The 20,790-nt window shown below is 58.5% G+C and carries 17 protein-coding genes and 1 pseudogene; 10 read left to right on the top strand and 8 right to left on the bottom strand.

Features of this window, described 5'->3' with window-relative positions; genetic code table 11:
- Nucleotide 1: 1 nt before the first annotated feature.
- On the top strand, nucleotides 2-1,429 hold the full coding sequence (gene sbcB, locus EJ576_RS16005; RefSeq protein ID WP_126570687.1) for an exodeoxyribonuclease I: 1,428 nt from the start codon (nucleotides 2-4) through the stop codon (nucleotides 1,427-1,429).
- Between the two features lie 89 nt (nucleotides 1,430-1,518).
- On the opposite strand, the gene mvaT is transcribed toward sbcB, so the two are convergent.
- Nucleotides 1,519-1,893: a histone-like nucleoid-structuring protein MvaT gene (mvaT, locus tag EJ576_RS16000; protein ID WP_005790963.1), complete on the bottom strand. Its 375-nt coding sequence runs from the start codon at nucleotides 1,891-1,893 to the stop codon at nucleotides 1,519-1,521.
- 350 nt (nucleotides 1,894-2,243) lie between these two features.
- Between mvaT and purU the strand changes: the two genes are divergently transcribed.
- Together purU and EJ576_RS29795 are read left to right on the top strand one after the other, a co-directional pair.
- A complete protein-coding gene (gene purU / locus EJ576_RS15995) occupies nucleotides 2,244-3,092 on the top strand; it encodes a formyltetrahydrofolate deformylase (RefSeq protein ID WP_010208067.1) in 849 nt (282 codons plus the stop codon).
- An 84-nt stretch (nucleotides 3,093-3,176) separates the two neighbouring features.
- Nucleotides 3,177-3,347, top strand: coding sequence for a hypothetical protein (locus EJ576_RS29795; RefSeq protein WP_162834925.1), 171 nt, complete (start codon nucleotides 3,177-3,179; stop codon nucleotides 3,345-3,347).
- Here EJ576_RS29795 and EJ576_RS30270 read toward each other — a convergent pair whose 3' ends face one another.
- Together EJ576_RS30270 and EJ576_RS30265 are read right to left on the bottom strand one after the other, a co-directional pair.
- Nucleotides 3,348-4,112, bottom strand: coding sequence for a methyl-accepting chemotaxis protein (locus tag EJ576_RS30270; protein ID WP_370468594.1), 765 nt, complete (start codon nucleotides 4,110-4,112; stop codon nucleotides 3,348-3,350).
- A 93-nt stretch (nucleotides 4,113-4,205) separates the two neighbouring features.
- Nucleotides 4,206-5,237, bottom strand: a pseudogene (locus tag EJ576_RS30265) (cache and HAMP domain-containing protein); the annotation flags it as partial.
- Between the two features lie 204 nt (nucleotides 5,238-5,441).
- Between EJ576_RS30265 and EJ576_RS15985 the strand changes: the two are divergent.
- On the top strand, nucleotides 5,442-6,920 hold the full coding sequence (locus EJ576_RS15985) for a helicase HerA-like domain-containing protein (RefSeq protein ID WP_122728735.1): 1,479 nt from the start codon (nucleotides 5,442-5,444) through the stop codon (nucleotides 6,918-6,920).
- A 4-nt stretch (nucleotides 6,921-6,924) separates the two neighbouring features.
- On the opposite strand, the gene EJ576_RS15980 is transcribed toward EJ576_RS15985, so the two are convergent.
- A complete protein-coding gene (locus EJ576_RS15980) occupies nucleotides 6,925-7,380 on the bottom strand; it encodes a DUF721 domain-containing protein (RefSeq protein ID WP_126570686.1) in 456 nt (151 codons plus the stop codon).
- A 305-nt stretch (nucleotides 7,381-7,685) separates the two neighbouring features.
- On the opposite strand from EJ576_RS15980, the gene secA reads away from it, so the two are divergent.
- The 3 genes from secA (at nucleotide 7,686) to EJ576_RS15965 (ending at nucleotide 12,721) form a co-directional block, all read left to right on the top strand.
- Nucleotides 7,686-10,421: a preprotein translocase subunit SecA gene (gene secA / locus EJ576_RS15975; RefSeq protein WP_028617754.1), complete on the top strand. Its 2,736-nt coding sequence runs from the start codon at nucleotides 7,686-7,688 to the stop codon at nucleotides 10,419-10,421.
- Between the two features lie 124 nt (nucleotides 10,422-10,545).
- Nucleotides 10,546-11,763, top strand: coding sequence for a bifunctional glutamate N-acetyltransferase/amino-acid acetyltransferase ArgJ (gene argJ / locus EJ576_RS15970; protein WP_028617753.1), 1,218 nt, complete (start codon nucleotides 10,546-10,548; stop codon nucleotides 11,761-11,763).
- 13 nt (nucleotides 11,764-11,776) lie between these two features.
- On the top strand, nucleotides 11,777-12,721 hold the full coding sequence (locus tag EJ576_RS15965) for a Nudix family hydrolase (RefSeq protein ID WP_123478508.1): 945 nt from the start codon (nucleotides 11,777-11,779) through the stop codon (nucleotides 12,719-12,721).
- A gap of 125 nt (nucleotides 12,722-12,846) precedes the next feature.
- On the opposite strand, the gene EJ576_RS15960 is transcribed toward EJ576_RS15965, so the two are convergent.
- From EJ576_RS15960 to EJ576_RS15950, 3 genes are read right to left on the bottom strand one after another with little or no spacing between them, the layout of a single operon-like run.
- Complete coding sequence (locus EJ576_RS15960) at nucleotides 12,847-13,425, bottom strand: cob(I)yrinic acid a,c-diamide adenosyltransferase (RefSeq protein WP_068937975.1); 579 nt, start codon at nucleotides 13,423-13,425, stop codon at nucleotides 12,847-12,849.
- Nucleotides 13,426-13,427: 2 nt separating this feature from the next.
- A complete protein-coding gene (locus tag EJ576_RS15955) occupies nucleotides 13,428-15,464 on the bottom strand; it encodes an ATP-binding protein (protein ID WP_126570685.1) in 2,037 nt (678 codons plus the stop codon).
- A gap of 46 nt (nucleotides 15,465-15,510) precedes the next feature.
- Entirely contained in the window at nucleotides 15,511-16,428 is a 918-nt protein-coding gene (locus EJ576_RS15950) for a putative 2-dehydropantoate 2-reductase (protein ID WP_126570684.1), read from the bottom strand.
- A gap of 123 nt (nucleotides 16,429-16,551) precedes the next feature.
- Here EJ576_RS15950 and EJ576_RS15945 point away from each other — a divergent pair, with 123 nt between their 5' ends.
- Nucleotides 16,552-17,037: a YajQ family cyclic di-GMP-binding protein gene (locus EJ576_RS15945; RefSeq protein ID WP_003175814.1), complete on the top strand. Its 486-nt coding sequence runs from the start codon at nucleotides 16,552-16,554 to the stop codon at nucleotides 17,035-17,037.
- Between the two features lie 135 nt (nucleotides 17,038-17,172).
- Complete coding sequence (locus EJ576_RS15940) at nucleotides 17,173-18,015, top strand: mechanosensitive ion channel family protein (RefSeq protein ID WP_122728582.1); 843 nt, start codon at nucleotides 17,173-17,175, stop codon at nucleotides 18,013-18,015.
- A 192-nt stretch (nucleotides 18,016-18,207) separates the two neighbouring features.
- Here the strand turns inward: EJ576_RS15940 and EJ576_RS15935 are convergent, their stop codons facing one another.
- Entirely contained in the window at nucleotides 18,208-19,488 is a 1,281-nt protein-coding gene (locus EJ576_RS15935; protein WP_122728580.1) for an OprD family porin, read from the bottom strand.
- Between the two features lie 875 nt (nucleotides 19,489-20,363).
- On the opposite strand from EJ576_RS15935, the gene EJ576_RS15930 reads away from it, so the two are divergent.
- A complete protein-coding gene (locus EJ576_RS15930) occupies nucleotides 20,364-20,789 on the top strand; it encodes an HIT domain-containing protein (RefSeq protein WP_126570683.1) in 426 nt (141 codons plus the stop codon).
- The last annotated feature ends 1 nt before the right edge of the window (nucleotide 20,790 follow it).

Raw genomic sequence — 20,790 nt, 5'->3', positions numbered from 1 at the left:
CGTGACCTCCATTTTCTGGTACGACTATGAAACCACCGGCATCAATCCGCGCAATGACCGCCCGCTTCAAGTAGCCGGCATTCGGACAGACCACGAACTCAATGAGATCGGCGAGCCGGTCAATCTTTATTGCCTGCCCAGCGACGATATCCTGCCCCATCCCATCGCCTGCGCGATTACTGGCATTACTCCCGCAACCCTCGAGGAAAAAGGCTTGGCCGAGGCCGATTTCATGACTCGGGTGCATGCTGAGCTGGCCGCCCCGGGTACGTGTGGCGCTGGGTACAACACCTTGCGATTTGACGATGAAATGACGCGCTACAGCCTGTACCGCAATTTCTTCGATCCTTACGCACGTGAGTGGCAGGGCGGTAACAGCCGCTGGGATCTGATCGACGTGATTCGCACGGCCTACGCCCTACGCCCGGAAGGCATTGAATGGCCGCAACAGGATGGGCGCGTCACGCTCAAGCTGGAGCGCCTGACCGAAGCCAACGGTATCGACCATGGCCAGGCGCACGATGCTCTGTCCGACGTGCGAGCCACTATTGCCCTGGCCCGATTGGTTCGTGAGAAACAGCCCAAGCTGTTCAAGTGGCTGTTTCAACTGCGCAGCAAGCAGTCGGTGATGGACCAGGTGCGCTTACTGCAACCCATGGTGCACATCTCCGGGCGTTTTTCCGCCGAGCGTCATTATCTGGGCGTCGTAGTGCCACTGGCGTGGCACCCACGCAACCGAAATGCACTGATCGTCTGCGACCTCGGACTCGATCCTCAAGGGTTGCTGGACCTGGATGCAGATACCTTGCGCCAGCGCCTCTACACCCGTCGTGACGATCTTGCCGAGGGGGAGTTACCGGTCCCGCTCAAGCTGGTGCACATCAATCGCTGCCCCGTGGTTGCGCCCTTGAATGTGCTTCGGGCAGAAGATCGTGAGCGTCTGCACTTGGATATGAATCTTTATCAGGAGCGTGCCCTGCGGCTAACTGACGCACAGGAGTGTTGGCGCGATAAGTTGGCGGCTATTTATGCCGAGGAAGATTTCGCCCCGAGTTCAGACCCAGAGCAACAGCTATACGATGGCTTTATCGGAGATCGTGATCGACGTTTATGTGAACAAGTCAGGATGGCCGAGCCTGCACAATTAGCTCGCCAGCAATGGCCTTTCGATGATCATCGGTTGCCTGAATTACTCTTTCGCTACCGAGCGCGTAACTTCCCCGATACCTTGAACAGTGAGGAGCAACAACGTTGGCAGCTTTTCTGTCAGCAACGTTTGACGGACCCGGAGTGGGGCGCGCCGAATACCCTTGCGGCATTTAAGCAGGCTAAACAAGAATTTGCAGTTAGTGCGACACCTTTTCAGGCGGAGGTGCTTGAGCGGTGGCAGGAATATGCCGACTTGCTGGCCCATAAGATAAATCTGTAGTCGATCGTCACACAATGCACCGGCAATAAAAAACGCCAGCAGGCTGGCGTTTTTAATGTGTCGCGTATCAGGCGTAAGCCTGGCGAGGCTTAGCCCAGCAGGGTAGCCCAGCCTTCAACCACGTCACCGCCCCACTTGGCTTTCCACTCTTTCAAGGTTTTGTGGTTGCCACCTTTGGTTTCAATCACTTCGCCGTTGTGCGGGTTTTTGTACTGTTTGACTTTGCGAGCACGTTTGGTACCGGTAGTTTTCACGGCGCCACGCGGTGCTTTAACTTTCGACTCTGGATCCAGCAGCGCGATGATGTCACGCAGGGATTTGGAGTATTCACCCATCAGGGTGCGCAGTTTGCCTTCGAATTCCAGCTCGGTTTGCAGTTTGTCGTCTTGGGACAGGTTCTTCAAACGGGCTTGCAGCTCTTTGATAGCTTCTTCGGTGGCACGGTATTCGTTGATCAGAGACATGTGGACTACCTTATGTAGAGCGCTGATTGACAGGGACAGTGGCCCAATAATAGTCAGGCAGTTTGCCCAAGTAAACATTTAAGCTCGCATTTATGTGAATTACTTTGAATGTTTGTAGCATTGCTATGCATTCGAGTTAATTACTAGGGCGTAGGCCTTAAGATAATTCCCCTGAAATACGTGAAACAGCCATAGGGTGACGTACTAAATTCATATAAAGGTGGTAAAACCATAGGCTATTAAGGGGCAAACCGTCGGCCGGCGATCAGAATAAGCGTCAACGAATACTGCAGTTTTCCTGCGCAATCGCTAGAATGGCGGCCTTTGCGAAGTTCTGGAGTTTCCCCCTAATGCGCACTTTTCGGCTGGTGATTGCTTGCCCGGACCGGGTTGGCATCGTTGCCAAGGTCAGTAACTTTCTGGCCTCCCACAACGGTTGGATCACCGAGGCGAGTCATCACTCGGACAATCTCAGCGGTTGGTTCTTCATGCGTCACGAGATTCGTGCCGATTCGCTGCCTTTTGGTCTTGATGCCTTCCGCGACGCATTTGCGCCGATCGCCGAAGAGTTTTCGATGACCTGGCATATCACCGACACCGAGCAGAAAAAGCGCGTGGTGTTGATGGCCAGCCGTGAGTCCCATTGCCTGGCCGACTTGCTGCATCGCTGGCACAGCGATGAGTTGGACTGCGAGATTGCGTGTGTGATCTCCAACCATGACGACCTGCGCAGCATGGTCGAGTGGCATGGCATCCCGTATTACCACGTGCCGGTCAACCCGCAGGACAAGGAGCCGGCGTTCGCTGAGGTCTCGCGCCTGGTCAAGCAGCACGAAGCCGACGTGGTGGTGCTGGCGCGCTACATGCAGATCCTGCCGCCGGAACTGTGCCGCGAATATGCTGGCAAGGTGATCAACATTCACCACAGCTTCCTGCCGTCGTTCGTCGGCGCCAAGCCTTACCACCAGGCGTCCCTGCGTGGCGTGAAGTTGATCGGTGCTACTTGCCACTACGTCACCGAAGAACTGGACGCCGGCCCGATCATCGAGCAAGACGTGGTGCGTGTCAGCCACAGCGACAGTATTGAAGACATGGTGCGTTTCGGCCGTGACGTCGAGAAGATGGTGCTGGCCCGTGGCCTGCGTTACCACTTGGAAGACCGCGTGCTGGTGCACGGCAACAAGACCGTCGTGTTCTGATCGAACGGTTGTGATTGAAGAATGAAGGGCCTGGGCGTTAAATCGTCCCAGGCCCTTTTTCTTTATGCTGCCGAGGATTGAGTCATGAGTGATCCGCTGGACAAAGCCACCTCAAAAGCCCCCGCCACATTAGGGGAGGGGTGTTTGAGTCGATACGACCCGGATGACCTGAGCAGCGAGGACGGCACCGAATTTCCCGGTGCCGCCGAACTGTGGGAGCAGGAGCAGGCCAAGTCCGAGCCCAAGGACGCCTGATCAGATCCGGAAACTGCCAACCAATTGTTTCAACCGTGCCGCCTGTTGTTCCAGATCGGCACAAGCACGCAGCGTCGATTGCAGGTTTTCCACACCTTCCTGATTGAGGGTGTTGATCTCGGTAATGTCCATGTTGATCGACTCCACCACCGAGGTCTGTTCTTCAGTGGCGGTGGCGACTGACTGGTTCATGCCATCAATTTCGCCGATGCGCTGGGTCACGCTATTCAGGCGTTCGCCGGCCAGGTTGGCGATGTCGACGCTTTCAAGACTATGGCGCTGGCTATCGCCCATGGTGCTGACCGAGTCCCGCGCGCCGACTTGCAGTTCTTCAATCATCTTCTGCACTTGTTGCGCCGATTCCTGAGTGCGATGTGCCAGGTTGCGCACCTCATCTGCGACCACCGCAAACCCACGCCCGGCTTCCCCGGCACGGGCTGCTTCGATGGCAGCGTTCAATGCCAGCAGGTTGGTTTGCTGGGAAATGCTGGTGATCACTTCGAGGATCTGCCCGATGTTCACCGTTTTGCTATTGAGCGCTTCGATGTTGCTGCTGGAAGCGCTGATCATCGAAGACAACTGGTTCATCGCCTTGATGTTGCGTTCCACCACTTGTTGGCCATCCTCAGCCAGGTGACGTGCATCGCTGGCCTGATGGGAGGCTTGCGCCGCATTGCGCGCGATTTCCTGGGCCGCAGCGCCCAGCTCATTGATGGCCGCCGCAACGCTGTTGGTGCGATTGGCCTGCTCATCGGAATTGACCATCGACGAGTTGGAGGCACTGACGACCCGCAGTGCCACCTCGTTGACCTGTTCGGTGGCCGAAGACACTTCACGAATTGACGTATGAATACGCTCCACGAAGCGGTTGAAGGCATTACCCAGCGTGCCGAACTCATCGTGATTCTGGATGGTCAGGCGACGGGTCAGGTCGCCCTCGCCATCGGCGATGTCCTGCATGGCGCGGGTCATTACATGCAGCGGTTGCAACAAGATACGGATCAGCATGCCGAGCAGGGCAATGATGATCACCACCGCAATGAGCGTGGCGATGACCGCTGAGGTGCGGAACTCGCTGAGCATGGCGTAGGATTTGTCTTTATCGACTGAAATACCGAGGTACCAGTTCACCGAGGGCAGTCCCTTGATCGGTGTAAAAGTCACGATGTTGTCTTTGCCGTTGGCCTCGACTTCGCTGAAGTCGGCGCTGATCTTCGGCGTATTTTTCGGATACACGTCAGCCAGGGTCTTCATCACCAGATTTTTGTCCGGGTGTACCAGTACTTTGCCGTCGGCGCTGACCAGGAACGCGTAACCCATGCCGCCGAAGTTCAGCGCGCCGATGTTATCCACCAGGGTTTGCAGGCTCAGGTCCCCACCGACCACACCAATGCTCTGGGTGCCTTGGGTGCTGGGGGTGGCAACGGAAATGATCAACTTGCCGGTGGCCGCATCAATATACGGCTCGGTCAGGGTTGAACCGTTGCTGCTCTGGGCGCCCTTGTACCAAGGGCGGACACGCGGGTCGAAACCGTCTGGCATCTTGGTGTCTGGGCGGATGGTAAAGGCGCCTTTGCTGTCGCCGACGTAGGTCGCCATGAAGGAGGACGTCAGGGTTTTCTGTTCCAGCAGGCCAGCAACCGCGGACGGTTCGGGGTTGATGGCGATGTTTTGTGCGGCGTTTTCCACCAGGGCAATGCGCCCGGTGAGCCAGGTTTGAATGTTGCTGGCGGTCACATCGCCCATTTCATGCAGGTAGTTGTTGAGATCGTCGCGAATCGCGTTGCGTTGCAGGTAGTCGTTGTAGAGGGTAAACAGCGCAAATGCGGCAATGACGATAAGGGAGGCTGCAAGCAGGATTTTGTGGCTGAAGCGCAGATTTTTATTCATGGCTTGTAGGGTCCGCTAAGGTCTTAATATCCGAAGCGCGTCCTTATGGGAGGCGCAAAATGGCAGCGTCAAAAAAGGTGTGATACTTCTTGTGATGGTTCCGGTGGTCCCTGTGGGAACTATCTGACCTATTTTTAGACTTTGTGGGTCTCACACTGCTCTGTATCGACCTGGCCGCACTAAAGATTAACCATGGGTGACGAAATGCCTGACTCCTCGCAACTCCTAATCGGCGCCGGCCTCGACGGCCAGCCCATCGCCCAGGCCATGCGCCTGGCCAATCGTCACGGGTTGATCGCCGGCGCCACCGGCACCGGCAAGACCGTCACGCTGCAACGCCTGGCCGAAGCTTTCAGTGATGCCGGCGTAGCGGTGTTTGCGGCGGATATCAAGGGTGACTTGTGCGGCCTGGGCGCTGCCGCGAACCCGCAGGGTAAGGTGGCCGAGCGCATCGCCGGCATGCCGTTCCTCAATTACACGGCCAAGGCTTATCCGGTCACGCTGTGGGATATCCACGGGCAGTCCGGCCATCCATTGCGCACTACCATCAGCGAAATGGGCCCGTTGTTGCTCGGCAGCCTGTTGGAACTCACCGATAGCCAGCAGTCGGCGCTTTACGCGGCGTTCAAGGTGGCCGATCGCGAAGGCTTGTTGTTGCTGGACCTCAAGGACCTCAAGGCATTGCTTAACCATCTGCGCTATCACCCGGAGTTGCTGGGCGAAGACGCGGCGCTGATGACCACCGGTTCCAGCCAGGCACTGTTGCGACGCCTGGCAGTGCTGGAGCAGCAGGGCGCTGAAGCCTTGTTTGGTGAGCCGGCCCTGCAGTTGGAAGATATCCTGCAGCCTACCGGTGATGGGCGTGGTCGCATCCATCTGCTGGACGCCAGCCGTTTGGTGCATGAGGCGCCGAAGGTGTATGCGACGTTCCTGTTGTGGCTGTTGGCGGAGTTGTTCGAGCAACTGCCCGAGCGCGGTGACGCTGACAAACCGCTGCTCGCGCTGTTTTTCGATGAGGCGCATTTGCTGTTCGCTGACACGCCCAAAGCGTTGCAGGAGCGTCTGGAGCAGGTGGTACGGCTGATCCGCTCCAAGGGTGTTGGCGTGTATTTTGTCACGCAATCCCCAGGCGACCTGCCGGACAGCGTGCTGGCCCAGCTCGGCCTGCGTATCCAGCACGGCCTGCGGGCGTTTACCACCAAGGAACAGAAGTCCTTGCGCGCCGTAGCCGACGGTTTTCGGCCGAACCCGGCCTTTGATGCCCTTTCGGTACTGACCGAGCTGGGCACGGGTGAGGCTTTAGTGGGAACACTGCAGGAAAAGGGGACGCCGGAAGTCGTCCAGCGCGTCCTGGTCGCACCGCCGCAATCGCGGATCGGGCCGCTCAGCGCAGCCGAGCGGGCGGCATTGGTGGCCAGTTCGCCGTTGCTGGGCCGGTATGACAAGCCGATTGATCGGGAATCTGCATATGAAGTGCTGATGGCACGCAAAGAGCTTGGGTCAACCGAAGAGGGCAAACCGGCCGCTGAGGAGCCCAGCTTTACGGACAAGGCCGGAGCGTTCCTCGGCACAACCGCAGGCAAGGCGTTGAAGTCCGCGATGCAGCAAGCCGCCAATCAGATGGGGCGACAACTGGTGCGTGGCTTGTTGGGGTCGTTATTGGGCGGCAGCAAGCGCAAATAGCGAGTCAGGGCTTGGGCTTGGCGTGGGCCGCCAGCCGTTCCAGCGCCGCACGCAAGCCTGGGTTGCTGATCCCGTCGGCCGTTGCCTGAATGGTTTCGGCGGCACTGGGCGACAGGTCATGAATATGCTCCACCACGCCGGGTTGGGTGGTGGGCGGTTGCACTTTGAACTGGATGCGCGTCAGACCGGCGAATTCATCAAAGGCCATCAATTGACGCTGCAGGCGTTTTTGCTGATAGCGCAAACGTGTCGCCCAGTGGCCATCTGTGACAATAAGCAGCAGGTTGCCTTCACGCCAGGACGCCACGCGGCAATGTTCGCGTGCAGCCGGTTGCAGTTGGGTTTCAAGCAGTCGTTGCAGGCGGTCCAGGCGTCGAGCATGGCCAAAGATGGCTTTCAGCGGCTTGGCATCACGAAGCAACACGGCGGGAGCGCGGGCTGATAAGGGGCGAAATGCCATTATTGGACACCTTAAGTAACAGAGCCGCCATCTTAGCAGAACCCGCCTGTACGGCCCCAGGCAATGCATTCCGTGGTTTTTATTCATCAAATCAATTGGTAACTTCTGCGCTCCATGGGTTGAAGTTCCGGCAAAAGCCCTTATTTTAAACAAGCCCTCTCACAGCACCATGCCAGCATCGGGGAACAACGCCACTTTCCTCACCCACGAATCCGGGTAGAATGCGCGTTCGCATGCGGCCGTGAGGGCTGCTCGGGCCACTCACGGTGCGCCCTCCATCCCTATGTGTGGAAGAACCTGCCGATATGTTTGCGCCTTTGTTAAAGAAACTTTTTGGAAGCAAGAATGAGCGCGAAGTCAAACGCATGCTCAAGACGGTGCAGCTGGTCAATGCCTTCGAAGAGCAGATGGTTGCCCTTTCGGACGAGCAATTGCGCGCCAAGACCCAAGAGTTCAAGGCCCGCATAGCCAAAGGTGAAACCCTCGACAAGCTGCTGCCCGAAGCCTTTGCGGTCGCCCGTGAAGCCGGTAAGCGTGTCATGGGCATGCGCCACTTCGATGTCCAGTTGATCGGCGGCATGACCTTGCATGAAGGCATGATTGCCGAAATGCGTACCGGTGAAGGCAAGACCCTGGTGGCAACCCTGGGCGTTTACCTCAACGCACTGTCCGGCAAGGGCGTGCACGTTGTGACGGTGAACGACTACCTGGCCCGCCGGGACGCCAACTGGATGCGCCCGCTGTATGAATTCCTCGGCCTGACCGTCGGCGTGGTAACGCCTTTCCAGCCGCCGGAAGAGAAGCGCGCAGCCTATGCTTGCGACATTACCTACGGCACCAACAACGAATTCGGCTTCGACTACCTGCGCGACAACATGGCGTTCAGCATGGATGAAAAATTCCAGCGCGAACTCAACTTTGCCGTGATCGACGAAGTCGACTCCATCCTCATCGACGAAGCCCGTACCCCACTGATCATCTCCGGCCAGGCCGAAGACAGCTCGCGCCTGTACACCGAAATCAACAAGTTGATTCCGCGTCTGGAGCAGCACATTGAGGAAGTGGAAGGCGTGGTGACCAAAGAAGGTCACTTCAGCATCGACGAGAAGACCCGCCAGGTCGAACTCAACGAAGCCGGTCACCAGTTCGTCGAAGAGATGCTGACCCAGATCGGCGAGCTGGCCGAGGGTGAAAGCCTGTACTCGGCACACAACCTGGGCCTGTTGACCCACGTGTATGCCGGCCTGCGCGCCCACAAGCTGTTCCATCGCAACGTCGAATACATCGTGCAGGATGGCCAGGTCGTGCTGGTCGACGAGCACACCGGTCGTACCATGCCGGGTCGCCGTCTGTCCGAAGGCCTGCACCAGGCCATCGAAGCCAAGGAACACCTCAACATCCAGGCTGAAAGCCAGACGTTGGCGTCCACCACCTTCCAGAACTACTTCCGTCTGTACAACAAGCTGTCCGGCATGACCGGTACGGCCGACACCGAAGCGTTCGAATTCCACCAGATCTACAACCTGGCCGTGATGGTCATTCCGCCGAACAAGCCGTTGGCGCGTAAAGACTTCAACGACCTGGTGTTCCTGACGGCCGAAGAGAAGTACGCGGCAATCATCAACGACATCAAGGACGGCATGGCTCAGGGTCGCCCGATCCTGGTGGGTACTGCCACCATCGAGACTTCCGAGCACGTGTCCAACCTGCTTAATAAGGAAGGCATCGAGCACAAGGTCCTGAACGCCAAGTTCCACGAAAAAGAAGCCGAAATCATTGCCCAGGCCGGTCGCCCAGGCGCACTTACCATCGCGACCAACATGGCCGGTCGTGGTACCGACATCCTGTTGGGCGGTAACTGGGAAGTGGAAGTCGCGGCACTGGAAAACCCGAGCCCTGAGCAGATCGCCCAGATCAAGGCTGACTGGCAGAAGCGCCACCAGGCCGTGCTGGAATCCGGTGGCCTGCAGGTGATCGCGTCCGAGCGTCACGAATCGCGTCGTATCGACAACCAGCTGCGTGGTCGTGCCGGTCGCCAGGGTGACGCCGGTTCCAGCCGCTTCTACCTGTCCCTGGAAGACAGCCTGATGCGCATCTTCGCCTCGGACCGCGTGAAGAACTTCATGAAGGCCCTGGGCATGCAGTCCGGCGAAGCGATCGAGCACCGCATGGTGACCAACGCCATCGAGAAGGCTCAGCGTAAGGTTGAAGGCCGCAACTTCGATATTCGTAAGCAACTGCTCGAGTTCGATGACGTCAACAACGAACAGCGTAAAGTGATCTATCACATGCGTAACACGTTGCTGGCTGCCGACAACATTGGCGAGACCATCGCTGATTTCCGTCAGGATGTACTCAACGCCACCGTCAGCGCACACATTCCGCCACAGTCTCTGCCAGAGCAGTGGGATGTTGCCGGTCTGGAAGCGGCGTTGAAGAGCGATTTTGGTGTCGACCTGCCGGTTCAGCAGTGGCTGGACGAAGACGATCACCTGTACGAAGAAACCCTGCGTGAAAAACTGATGGCCGAACTGCTGGCCGCGTACAACGAGAAAGAAGAACAGGCGAGTGCCGAAGCGCTGCGCACCTTCGAGAAACAAATCGTACTGCGCGTGCTGGACGATCTGTGGAAAGACCACCTGTCGACCATGGACCACCTGCGTCACGGCATCCACCTGCGTGGCTATGCCCAGAAGAACCCGAAGCAGGAGTACAAGCGCGAGTCGTTCACGCTGTTCTCCGAACTGCTGGATTCGATCAAGCGCGATTCGATTCGCGTGCTGTCCCACGTTCAGGTGCGTCGCGAAGACCCGATCGAGGAAGAAGCCCGCCTGCGTCAGGAAGCCGAAGCTCTGGCTGCGCGCATGCAGTTCCAGCATGACGAAGCACCGGGGCTGGAAGCGCCTGAGGTATTGGGCGAAGAGGTCGACGTGGCTCTGGCTCAAACCCCGGTTCGCAATGACCAGAAGCTGGGCCGCAACGAGCTGTGCTACTGCGGTTCGGGCAAGAAGTTCAAACACTGCCACGGCCAGATCGAATAAGATTTTTGCCTGACGCTGCTACACCCTGCGCCGCGACCGGCCCCTGCCGTCGCGGCGTTTTGCCATTAATTTCGCCGTTGCTCACGACGGCACAGACATCATCTGATTTTTAAGGAGCGCATTCATGGCTGTTGGTCTTGGTCCTTTGCCCACATTGCACCCGGTTGCCGGTTTTGAACTCGGTATCGCTTCTGCCGGCATCAAGCGCCCGGGGCGCAAGGATGTGGTAGTGATGCGCTGTGCCGAAGGCTCGACCGTCGCCGGTGTGTTCACCCTCAACGCGTTCTGCGCCGCGCCAGTGATCCTGGCCAAGCAGCGCGTTGCCGGCACGATCCGTTACCTGCTGACCAACACCGGCAATGCCAACGCCGGCACCGGCGAGCCAGGCCTGGTGGCGGCCGCGCGCACCTGCGCCAAGCTGGCCCAGTTGACCGGCGTCGACGCCAGCCAAGTGCTGCCGTACTCCACCGGCGTGATCGGTGAACCGCTGCCCGTCGAGAAAATCGAAGGCGCATTGCAAGCCGCGCTGGACGACCTGTCTGTGGATAACTGGGCCGCGGCAGCAACCGGCATCATGACCACCGATACCCTGCCCAAGGGCGCCAGCCGCCAGTTCGTGCACGATGGCGTGACCGTCACCGTGACCGGTATCAGCAAGGGCGCGGGCATGATCCGTCCGAACATGGCCACCATGCTCGGCTACATCGCCACCGACGCCAAAGTCTCCCGTGACGTGCTGCACAGCCTGATCCTTGACGGCGCCAACAAGTCGTTCAACCGCATCACCATCGATGGCGACACCTCGACCAACGACTGCTGCATGCTGATCGCCACCGGCCAGGCCAACCTGCCGGAAATCACCGAGGCCAGCGGCCCGTTGTTCGCGGCGTTGAAGCAAGCAGTGTTTGAAGTGTGCATGGACGTGGCCCAGGCCATCGTGCGTGACGGCGAGGGCGCCACCAAGTTTGTGACCGTTGAAGTAAATGGCGGCGGCAATCACCAGGAATGCCTGGACGTTGGCTACACCGTGGCGCATTCGCCGCTGATCAAGACGGCGCTGTTTGCCTCTGACCCGAACTGGGGCCGTATCCTGGCCGCTGTGGGCCGTGCCGGCGTGCCGGACCTGGACGTGAGCAAGATCGACGTGTTCCTCGGTGACGTGTGCATCGCCAGCCGTGGCGCCCGCGCCGAGACCTACACCGAAGCCCAGGGCTCGGCGGTGATGCAGCAGGAAGAAATCACTATCCGCATCGAGCTGGGTCGCGGCGCGTGCAGCGAAACCATCTGGACCACCGACCTGTCCCACGAGTACGTAAAGATCAACGCGGAATACCGTACCTAAGAGGATAAGCACGGTGAAACGAGTGCATGTAGCAGCCGCGGTTATCCGCGGTGTCGACGGCAGGATCCTGCTGGCGCGCCGCGCCGATACCCAGCATCAGGGCGGCCTCTGGGAGTTTCCCGGCGGCAAGGTGGAGGCCGATGAGTTGGTTGAAACCGCACTGTCCCGCGAATTGCAGGAAGAGCTGGGCATCCAGGTCACCACGGCGCGGCCGCTGATCAAGGTGCAGCATGATTACCCAGACAAACAGGTGTTGCTGGATGTCTGGGAAGTCTCGGCCTTTACCGGCGAGCCGCACGGAGTCGAGGGGCAACCGTTGGAATGGGTGGCACCTCGGGACCTGCTTAACTATGAGTTCCCGGCGGCTAATGCGCCGATCGTTGCGGCGGCGCGTTTGCCTGCCGAGTACCTGATCACCCCTGGCGAACTGGAAACCCCGACGTTACTGCGGGGTATCCGGAAAGCTATAGCCGGAGGCATCAAGCTGGTGCAACTGCGTGCGCCCAATGGCTACGACCCCAAGTATCGTGACCTGGCCGTGGATGCAGTAGGCCTGTGCGCCGGCAAGGCTCAGTTGATGCTCAAGGGACCGTTCGAGTGGCTGGGGGATTTTCCTTCGGCCGGTTGGCACATGACCTCGGCACAACTGCGTAAATATGCGAGCAAAGGTCGACCGCTTCCTAAAGATCGTTGGTTGGCGGCGTCTTGCCACAACGCAGAAGAGCTGGCACTGGCAGAGATGATGGATGTGGATTTCGTCACGCTGTCGCCGGTGCAGCCGACCCAGACTCACCCTGATGCACAGCCATTGGGATGGGAGCAGGCGGCAGAGTTGATCCGTGGGTTCAGCAAGCCCGTATTTCTGCTAGGCGGGGTTGGGCCCGCCGAGCGGGAACAGGCTTGGGAGGCTGGGGCTCAGGGTGTGGCGGGGATTCGGGCATTTTGGCCTGAGGTTTGATGGTGTTCTGGCGGGCCTCTTCGCGAGCAAGCCCGCTCCCACAGTTGACCGAGTTCTACCTTTGAAATGCGGTCGAATGTGGGAGCGGGCTTGCTCGCGAAGGCGTCAGATCAGGCACTGAAAACTCAGTGGGGCTTAGCAGCCGCCTGCCACAACACCTCAGCCACACCCTGGCGCTTGGCAATCACCCGCGCCGCCACAAACAGCAGATCCGACAGCCGATTGATGTACGCCAGCCCCACGCCTTCCAACGACTCAACCGCATTCAACTGCTGACACCGCCGCTCCGCACTGCGCGCCAGGCTTCGGCATACATGGGCTTGGGCGATCAACGCCGAGCCACCGGGCAGGATGAAGTTCTCCAGCGGCCCCACTTCCTCATTCCAACGATCGATCGCCGCTTCCAGTCGATCCACTTCCGCAGCGTTCAACGCTTTGTACACCGGCATTGCCAGTTCCCCCCCCAGATCGAACAAACGATGCTGGCAAGGCGTAAGTACCTCGATCACATCCCTTAACTCCGGATGCTTGCCACTCTGTTCTTCGAGGCTGGCCAGCAACAAGCCCAACTGGCTGTTCAGCGTATCCACCTCACCAATTGCCTCCACCCGTGGGTGGTCCTTGGGCACGCGGCGGCCATCGCCCAGGCCGGTTTCACCCTTGTCGCCGGTGCGGGTGTAGATCTTCGACAGGCGAAAGCCCATGGTCAGTGCTCCAGTTGATTCAATTCGTAAGGAGGAATTTGGCTGCCGGCCAATGGCAGGCGCAGGGTGAAACAGGTGCCCTGGCCCAGGGTGGAATGCACTTCCATCTGGCCCTTGTGGTTGTTGGTGATGATGAAATACGACACCGACAGCCCAAGCCCGGTGCCCTGGCCGATTTCCTTGGTGGTGAAGAATGGCTCGAAGGTGCGCTTGCGCACGTTCTCGCTCATGCCGATGCCGTTGTCTTCCACCTGGATCTCCGCCCAGGGCGGGTTGAGGCGCGTGCGCAGGATGATGCGTCCCGGTTCGCTGTCGTCTTCACGCAGGTGAATGGCTTGGGCGGCGTTTTTCAGCAGGTTGAGCAGTACTTGTTCGAGTTCGTTGGCGGTGCCGGGCACCGGGCCGAGTTGAGGGTCGAACTGGCGGATGATTGCCTGGCCCTTGAAGTCGAAGCCGATGGCCAGGTCGAAATCATTGCCGGCGATTTCCACGGCCTGGTCGATCAGCGCAGGCAGGTCGCATGGTGCCATCTGCCGGTTGCTGCGACGGCTGAAACTGAGCATGTGGGTGACGATCTTCGCCGCCCGCGCCCCGGCCTGCTGGATGCCATCCAGCAACTGCGGCACTTCGCGGCTTTGCAGGTAGCAGTTGACCGTTTCCAGCTCGATGCCAGCCTGTTCCGCATGCTCCAGGTTCTTGGGCAAATCGGGGGACAGGCGGCGGCGGATGTTCTGCACGTTATGCAGTATCGCCCCTAGCGGGTTATTGATCTCATGGGCCATGCCGGCAGCCAGGCCACCCACGGAAAGCATTTTCTCCGACTGCACCATCATTTCTTCCAGGGACAAGCGCTGGGTGATGTCATCGATACGGATCACCACGCCACGCCCGGCCCCGCCCATCAGCGGGTAGAAGGTCAGAGCGTAATGCTTGGCTTCGTCGTCCTTGAACCAGGTGACACGCTCGATGCGCTCCACGGTGTGTTGCTCAACTGCCGCCCGGATCTGCGGCAGGTAAGGCTTGAGCGGCTGGAACGCGAGGTAGATCGGCTGGTTGAGGGCTTCGTCCAGGCGTGTGCCGGAGAGGGCGCTGGCCTCCTGGTTCCATTGGGTGACGTAGAGCTGTTCATCCAGGGCGATCAGCGCCGAGGGCATCGAGTCGATGATGCTGTTCAGGTAATTCTGGAAGCCGGTGAGTTTCTTCTCGATCTTGCTGCGAACCTGCACTTCCAGTTCCAGTTTGCGGTTGGTGTGGCGAGTTTCCTCCGCCAGACCCTGAGCCTGGTCATACGCCGCCTGGGAGTCGTCCCGCGCGCGCTTGAGTTGTTGCTCACGGGCTTCGATGCGCGACAGCATGGTGTTGAAGGCTTCGGCCAGGCTGCCGATTTCATCGTGGTTGCCGCGACCGGCGCGCAGGGCGTAGTTCTCTTCGCGGGTGACTTGGCGTGAAAGCTCTTCCAGCTCGTGGATCGGCCGGGTGATCAGCCGTTTGATCTGGCGGGCGATGATCAGCCACAACAGCACGCTGAAAATCAGGATGCCCAGGCTCGCCGTCAACGTGCCGGTATAGAACGCTACGGGCAATTCGCTGCTGGCCACCAACAACAAATGCCCGGACGGCTGGCCTGCGCGGGGGAGTGTAATGACTTGGTTACTGCGAAACTCGGTCACGCGCCAGGCTTCGATGTGCCGATAGTTGTCCGGCAGGTGCAGGCGGTCGCCGTGTTGCATCTGCGCCAGGCGGTTGCCTTCGCCGTCGTAGAGGGCGGCGGCGCGCAAGGGCGAATAGCTGGTCAGTTCGTTGAGCAGCGCGTCAGCCTTGGCCGGCGATTCGAGGGCTTCGGCGGCGAGCGCGGGGTTGGACACCAGGCGGCCGATGGCCTGTAAGGCCTGGGGCGCCATGCTTTCCTGGGAGATCCAGTAGGCGGCGCTGATAAAGGTCAGGTTGGCCACCAGTAGCACGGTGGTCAACAGCACCAGCAGGGCGGCCAGCAGTTTCTGCCCGACCGGTAGGTTTTCTAGACGCTGGCGCAGCGGCATCAGGGTTTTCCCAGGTGATAGACAGGCGGGCAGGGTAGCGCGTGGCTCAGTCGCGGGGCAATCCGCGTGCAAGCAAGTGCTCCACCAAGCGTACTTGCAGTTGTTGCAGGTGCGGCAGGTTCAGTTGGTGACGAGAGGCCGCCTGGCAAGCATAGCTCAATAGATAGCTGATTTCGGTGCGACGGCCGGCGGTTACGTCCTGATACATGGACGAGTAGTTGGCAGCGGTGGCCTGGATCACCCGTTCCACTTCGTGTTGCAGGTCCTGCGCGGCAGCCGGTTGGCCGCAGCACTCCAGCAGTTCGCCGAGTTCGGCGCACAGGGTTGCGACTTCGCAGTGATGGGCTTGCAGTTCTCCATTACGGCACTGGTACAGCACGGTCAGCGGGTTGATGGCGCAATTGAGCGCCAGCTTGCGCCACAGCCGTGTGAGGATGTCGGTGCTCCAATCGTGGGGGATGCCGGCCGCTTGCAAGTCATCCAGCCAAAGCGGCGGGGTGGGGTGGCTTGCGTCTCCCAGCCAGGTGTAGCCATGGCCGGCAAACACCACACGCCAGTCGCCATCGCGAAACGCGCCTTCGGTACTGGAGGCAAAGATGCAGCGTGCCTGGGGCAGTTGCGCGGCCACAGCATCCTGGCTGCCGAGGCCGTTCTGCAACAGGATCAGTTCGGCTTCGGGTGCCAGCCGGTGCTGCAACTGTGCGACGGCGCCTTGGGCGTCGTAGGCTTTGCACGCCACAAGTAGACGATGAATCGGCTCTGGGCTGTCAGGCGTTTCACCAATCACCGGGTAAGTGTGTTCTATGCCCTGTTCCACCAGGGTCAGCCCCTTGGCTGACTGATAATTGGCCAGGCGCGCCGCATCGCGCAGGATCAACCGCACGGGCACGCCTGCACGCGCCAGACGCGTGGCCCACAGTGTACCCAGGCTGCCGGCGCCGAGAATATGCCAAGTGGTCGACATCAGTTTGTACTCCGAAGGGGCGCCCGCAGCGAACGGGACAAAAGAACCGCTATAATGCCCCGGCATTTTAGCTTGGGCGCGCTCCATCTCTACTGAGCCCGCCCCTTATATTGGAGAAATGACATGCCTTCGTTCGACGTGGTATCCGAACTGGACAAACACGAAGTCACCAACGCCGTCGAGAACGCCGTCAAGGAACTGGACCGTCGCTATGACTTGAAAGGCAAGGGCAGCTTCGAATTCAAGGAAAAAGAGCTGACCGTCAACCTGACCGCTGAAGCCGATTTCCAGCTGGAAGCGATGATCGAGATCCTTAAGCTGTCGCTGGTCAAGCGCAAGATCGACGCGCAATGCCTTGAAATCAAGGACGCCTACGCCTCCGGCAAGCTGATGAAGCAAGAAGCGGTCCTCAAGGAAGGTATCGACAAGGAGCTGGCGAAGAAGATCGTTGCTCACATCAAGGACGCCAAGCTGAAAGTCCAGGCCGCGATCCAGGGTGAGCAGGTTCGCGTCACCGGCAAGAAGCGTGACGACCTGCAAGAGGCCATCGCGGCCCTGCGCGCCAAGACCTTCGACATGCCGCTGCAGTTCAATAACTTCCGCGACTGATGGCACTTTGGGGAACCTGTGGGCGTTTTTGACGTCCCACGCCCCAGAACTTGCGCCGACTATTGAGCCCTACGGGGCTCAATTGCATTTATGGCCACTCAATACGCCGAACATCCGGTAAACAGGAGAATGTAGATGGATTTGAATGCTGAAGTGGATCACCTGATCAAGACCTCGGAATCATGGCTGCCGATGATTATGGAATACGGTAGCCGGTTCTTGCTGGCTTTGGTCACCTTGGTCATCGGTTGGTGGCTGATTAACGTGTTGACCCATCGCGTGGGGCGCCTGCTGGCCCTGCGCAATGCTGACATGGCGCTGCAACATTTCATTACCAGACTTGCGAACGTCGCCCTCAAAATCATGCTGGTGGTCAACGTGGCCTCGATGATCGGCGTGGCAACCACCTCGTTCATTGCGGCGATCGGCGCCGCCACCCTGGCCATCGGCATGGCATTGCAAGGCAGCCTGGCGAACTTCGCCGGTGGCGTGCTGATTCTGTTGTTCCGCCCGTTCCGCATTGGTGACTGGATCGAAGCCCAAGGTACTTCGGGCACCGTCGATAGCATCCAGATCTTCCACACCGTGCTGCGTACCGGCGACAACAAGACCGTGATCGTACCGAACGGCATACTGTCCAACGGTCTTATCACTAACACCAACCGTCAGCCGACCCGCAAGGTGGTGTTTGATGTGGGCGTCGACTATGAAGCCGACCTGCAGAAAGCCCGTGAAGTGTTGCTGGAGCTGGCGAAAGATCCACGCGTATTGGCAGACCCGGCTGCGGTGGCGGTGGTGTCGACCTTGGGTGACAGTTCGATCACCGTTTCCCTGCGTTGCTGGACCAAGACGGCCGATTACTGGGACGTGGTGTTCATGTTGAACGAACTTGCACGGGACCGTTTGAAAGCGGCAGGGATTGATATTCCGTTTCCGCAGCGGGTTATTCGTGTGATGCAGGAAACAGCTGCCAAGTAAGGTGAGGTATTAGTCTTGAACTTGGCCGTTAGGTCAGGTTCAGGGGGCTAGTGTTAATCTCGTTAGTTAGCTTGCTAGTTATTAATTTGCTGAAACATTACAGCCATAAAAAAGCCGCTCCCTTGTTGAACAAAGGAGCGGCTTTTTGTTTAAGGCCGAAGCCTTAAGCCATCGTTGTAATCAAACTGTCAATTACAAGATGTTGAGCGGGTAGTTCGCGATCAAACGCAGCTCGTCGATCGAAGGCGAACCGTAGTACACGCCATCGCCCGAGCGATAAGTGGCTTGACGCAGGCGCAAGCTCAGATTTTTCGCTGGACCGCTCTGTACCACGTACTTGGCTTCGATATCGCGTTCCCATTCTTTACCGTTCGACGTAGTGCCAGTGTTGGCGCCGCTACCGGTGACATAACGAGTCATGAAGCTAAGACCAGGAATACCAAAGGTCGCCATGTTGATGTCGTAACGCGCCTGGTAGGACTTCTCGCCTTCGGCGTTGAAGTCGGAACGGGCGATGGAGTTGGCCAGGAATACCGTGCCGCCGCCGTCTACACCGTAGCCATAGTCGCCGTCGCCGGTGACTTTCTGGGCTGCCAGGGTGAAGGTGTGAGCACCGATGGTGTAAGCGCCCTGCAAGCTGAACGCGCGGTTATCAAGCTTGGTGGTGCCATCTTTCTCTGCGCGTTGCAGGCCGGCACCTTCGCTCTTGGTGTCGTAGATGTTGAAGTCCAGCGCGAAGGACTGATCGTCGCTCAGCGCGTGGGTCCAGTTCAGGTTGCTGTAGTACTTGCGGAAGTAATCTTCGGTCTTCGCGTAGTACAGGCTGCCGGTGAATTCAGGAGTGAACGAGTAGACACCACCGACAAAGTCGGTTTTGGTCAGGCCCAGGCTGTCATGGTAAGTCTGGCTCTGCGCGATGCTGGAAGTGAAGTGACCGCCTTCCAGTTTCAGGCCCTTGATCTCATTGCTGGTGATCGAGATACCTTGTGGCAGCTCTGGCAGCAAGCGGCTGTCGTCCGAGGCAAACACAGGCGCTGTGGTGTACTGGTCACCAATTTTCAGGACCGTATCGGAAATACGGAACTTAACGGCACCGCCGCCTTTGGAGTAGTCGTCTTGCGAACGTCCGTCGGAGCCGGTTGGGAACAGACCGGTCCCCGCACGACCCTTGCCGCTATCGAGCTTGACGCCCAGCAGGCCGATCACGTCGACGCCGACGCCGATGGTGCCCTGAGTGAAGCCCGATTCGTACAGGGCGTTGAAGCCCAGACCGGTTTCCTCTGCACGACTTTTCGTGCCAGGGCCCGACGGGTTGTTGCGGAAATCGCGGCTGAAGTACAGGGCGCGAGTGTTGATGCTGAAAGTGCTGTCTTCAACAAAGCCTTTGGAATCGCTTTGGGCGGACGCCATTGCGAACTGCGTAGTGCCTGCTGAAACAGCCAGGGCGATCATGCTCCACTTCATCACGCGCATCGTGATTTGCTCCTTTGGTTTTAGGAAGAGTACTGCCGTCCCACCTATATTTTTGTCTGGGCGGCTCTTTCTTTTTGTGTCGGCGCAAAGTTATATCACGCTGACAATATTGGCGATACTTGCCCAACTTTCCTTTCAGCTTCTTTACGAGCTTGTCGTAGATTGCTATATCCATGTCGCAAATTCACAGCCTCACTGTAACGAGGCTGACAACTTCAATGCTGTTTTCAGACCGTTAAAAGAACGCAAAAAAACGTTACTTTCTTAAGTTTGAAATCTTCCTTGGCGCGCATTGAACCGCTGCTGTTTTTCATCGCGAAACACCTGCTTCCCGTCCGGTGCCGTTGCCGACGATAGAGGGATGAATGCAGCAAGCGTGCCCAAACCGTAAATCGAATGTCATTTTTTCGTGAAAAACGTTACCGCTTCGTGAAAACCGCATAAGCACGGGGTTTTTACGCCGATTGGTTTGGCCTTGACACTCGGGCTCTGTGCCTGTGTTGTGGTGCATAAATCCTGTATCTGGGTAAAACGTTACCCGTTCACCCCAGTCAGTGGGTAATCGGCGGATCTCTTTGAGGCGCAATTGGGTCATTTTGGTGCATGGCCTCTGATGCCTCAGTGTTTGGGTGATGGCTCAATGCCTTGTTTTGTGAGGCCTCTGCATCGCGGTTCTCATCGCAATGTTCTGATCTGTGCTTGATCAATCGTCGAAGGATTGATGGTTGAGCGTAGTCGAAAAAATCGTTTGGATCGAAATGGTGCACTTTTTTTCGCCACGCCTTGCCTGGGCGCGTATTGGTCGGCGTGAAGCAATAGCGATTCGCGGGTATGCTGGTGGCCTTGAACCTGACCTGCCGAACGGAGTGCCTGCGGTGTTCGCTTTAGATCAACGCCTTCAACAAGACACACTGGTCATCGGGGATTTCCCCCTGTGCCGCCTGCTGTTGTCCAATGACTCGAACTACCCTTGGTTCATCCTGGTGCCGCGCATCAACGGTATCAGCGAAGTGTTTCAACTGGATGTCGTCGACCAGCAACGCCTGTGGCAGGAAACGACTGCCCTGGCCCAGTTGCTTAATGAAGGTTTGGCCGCCGACAAGATGAACATCGGCGCTCTGGGCAACGTGGTCAGCCAGTTGCACGTGCATGTGATTGTGCGCAAACGTGATGATGCCGCCTGGCCTGCGCCGGTATGGGGCAAACATCCTGCGCAGCCTTATACCGATCAGCAAGTGTCAGCCATTCGTGCTCGTCTGCGCGAGCTGTTGCCCGCCGACTTCGTCTTTACCCAGGGTTGAA

This window comes from Pseudomonas sp. C 49-2 (assembly GCF_003970195.1).
Lineage (GTDB): Bacteria > Pseudomonadota > Gammaproteobacteria > Pseudomonadales > Pseudomonadaceae > Aquipseudomonas > Aquipseudomonas canadensis.
This window is presented reverse-complemented; position numbering and strand designations above follow the sequence as displayed.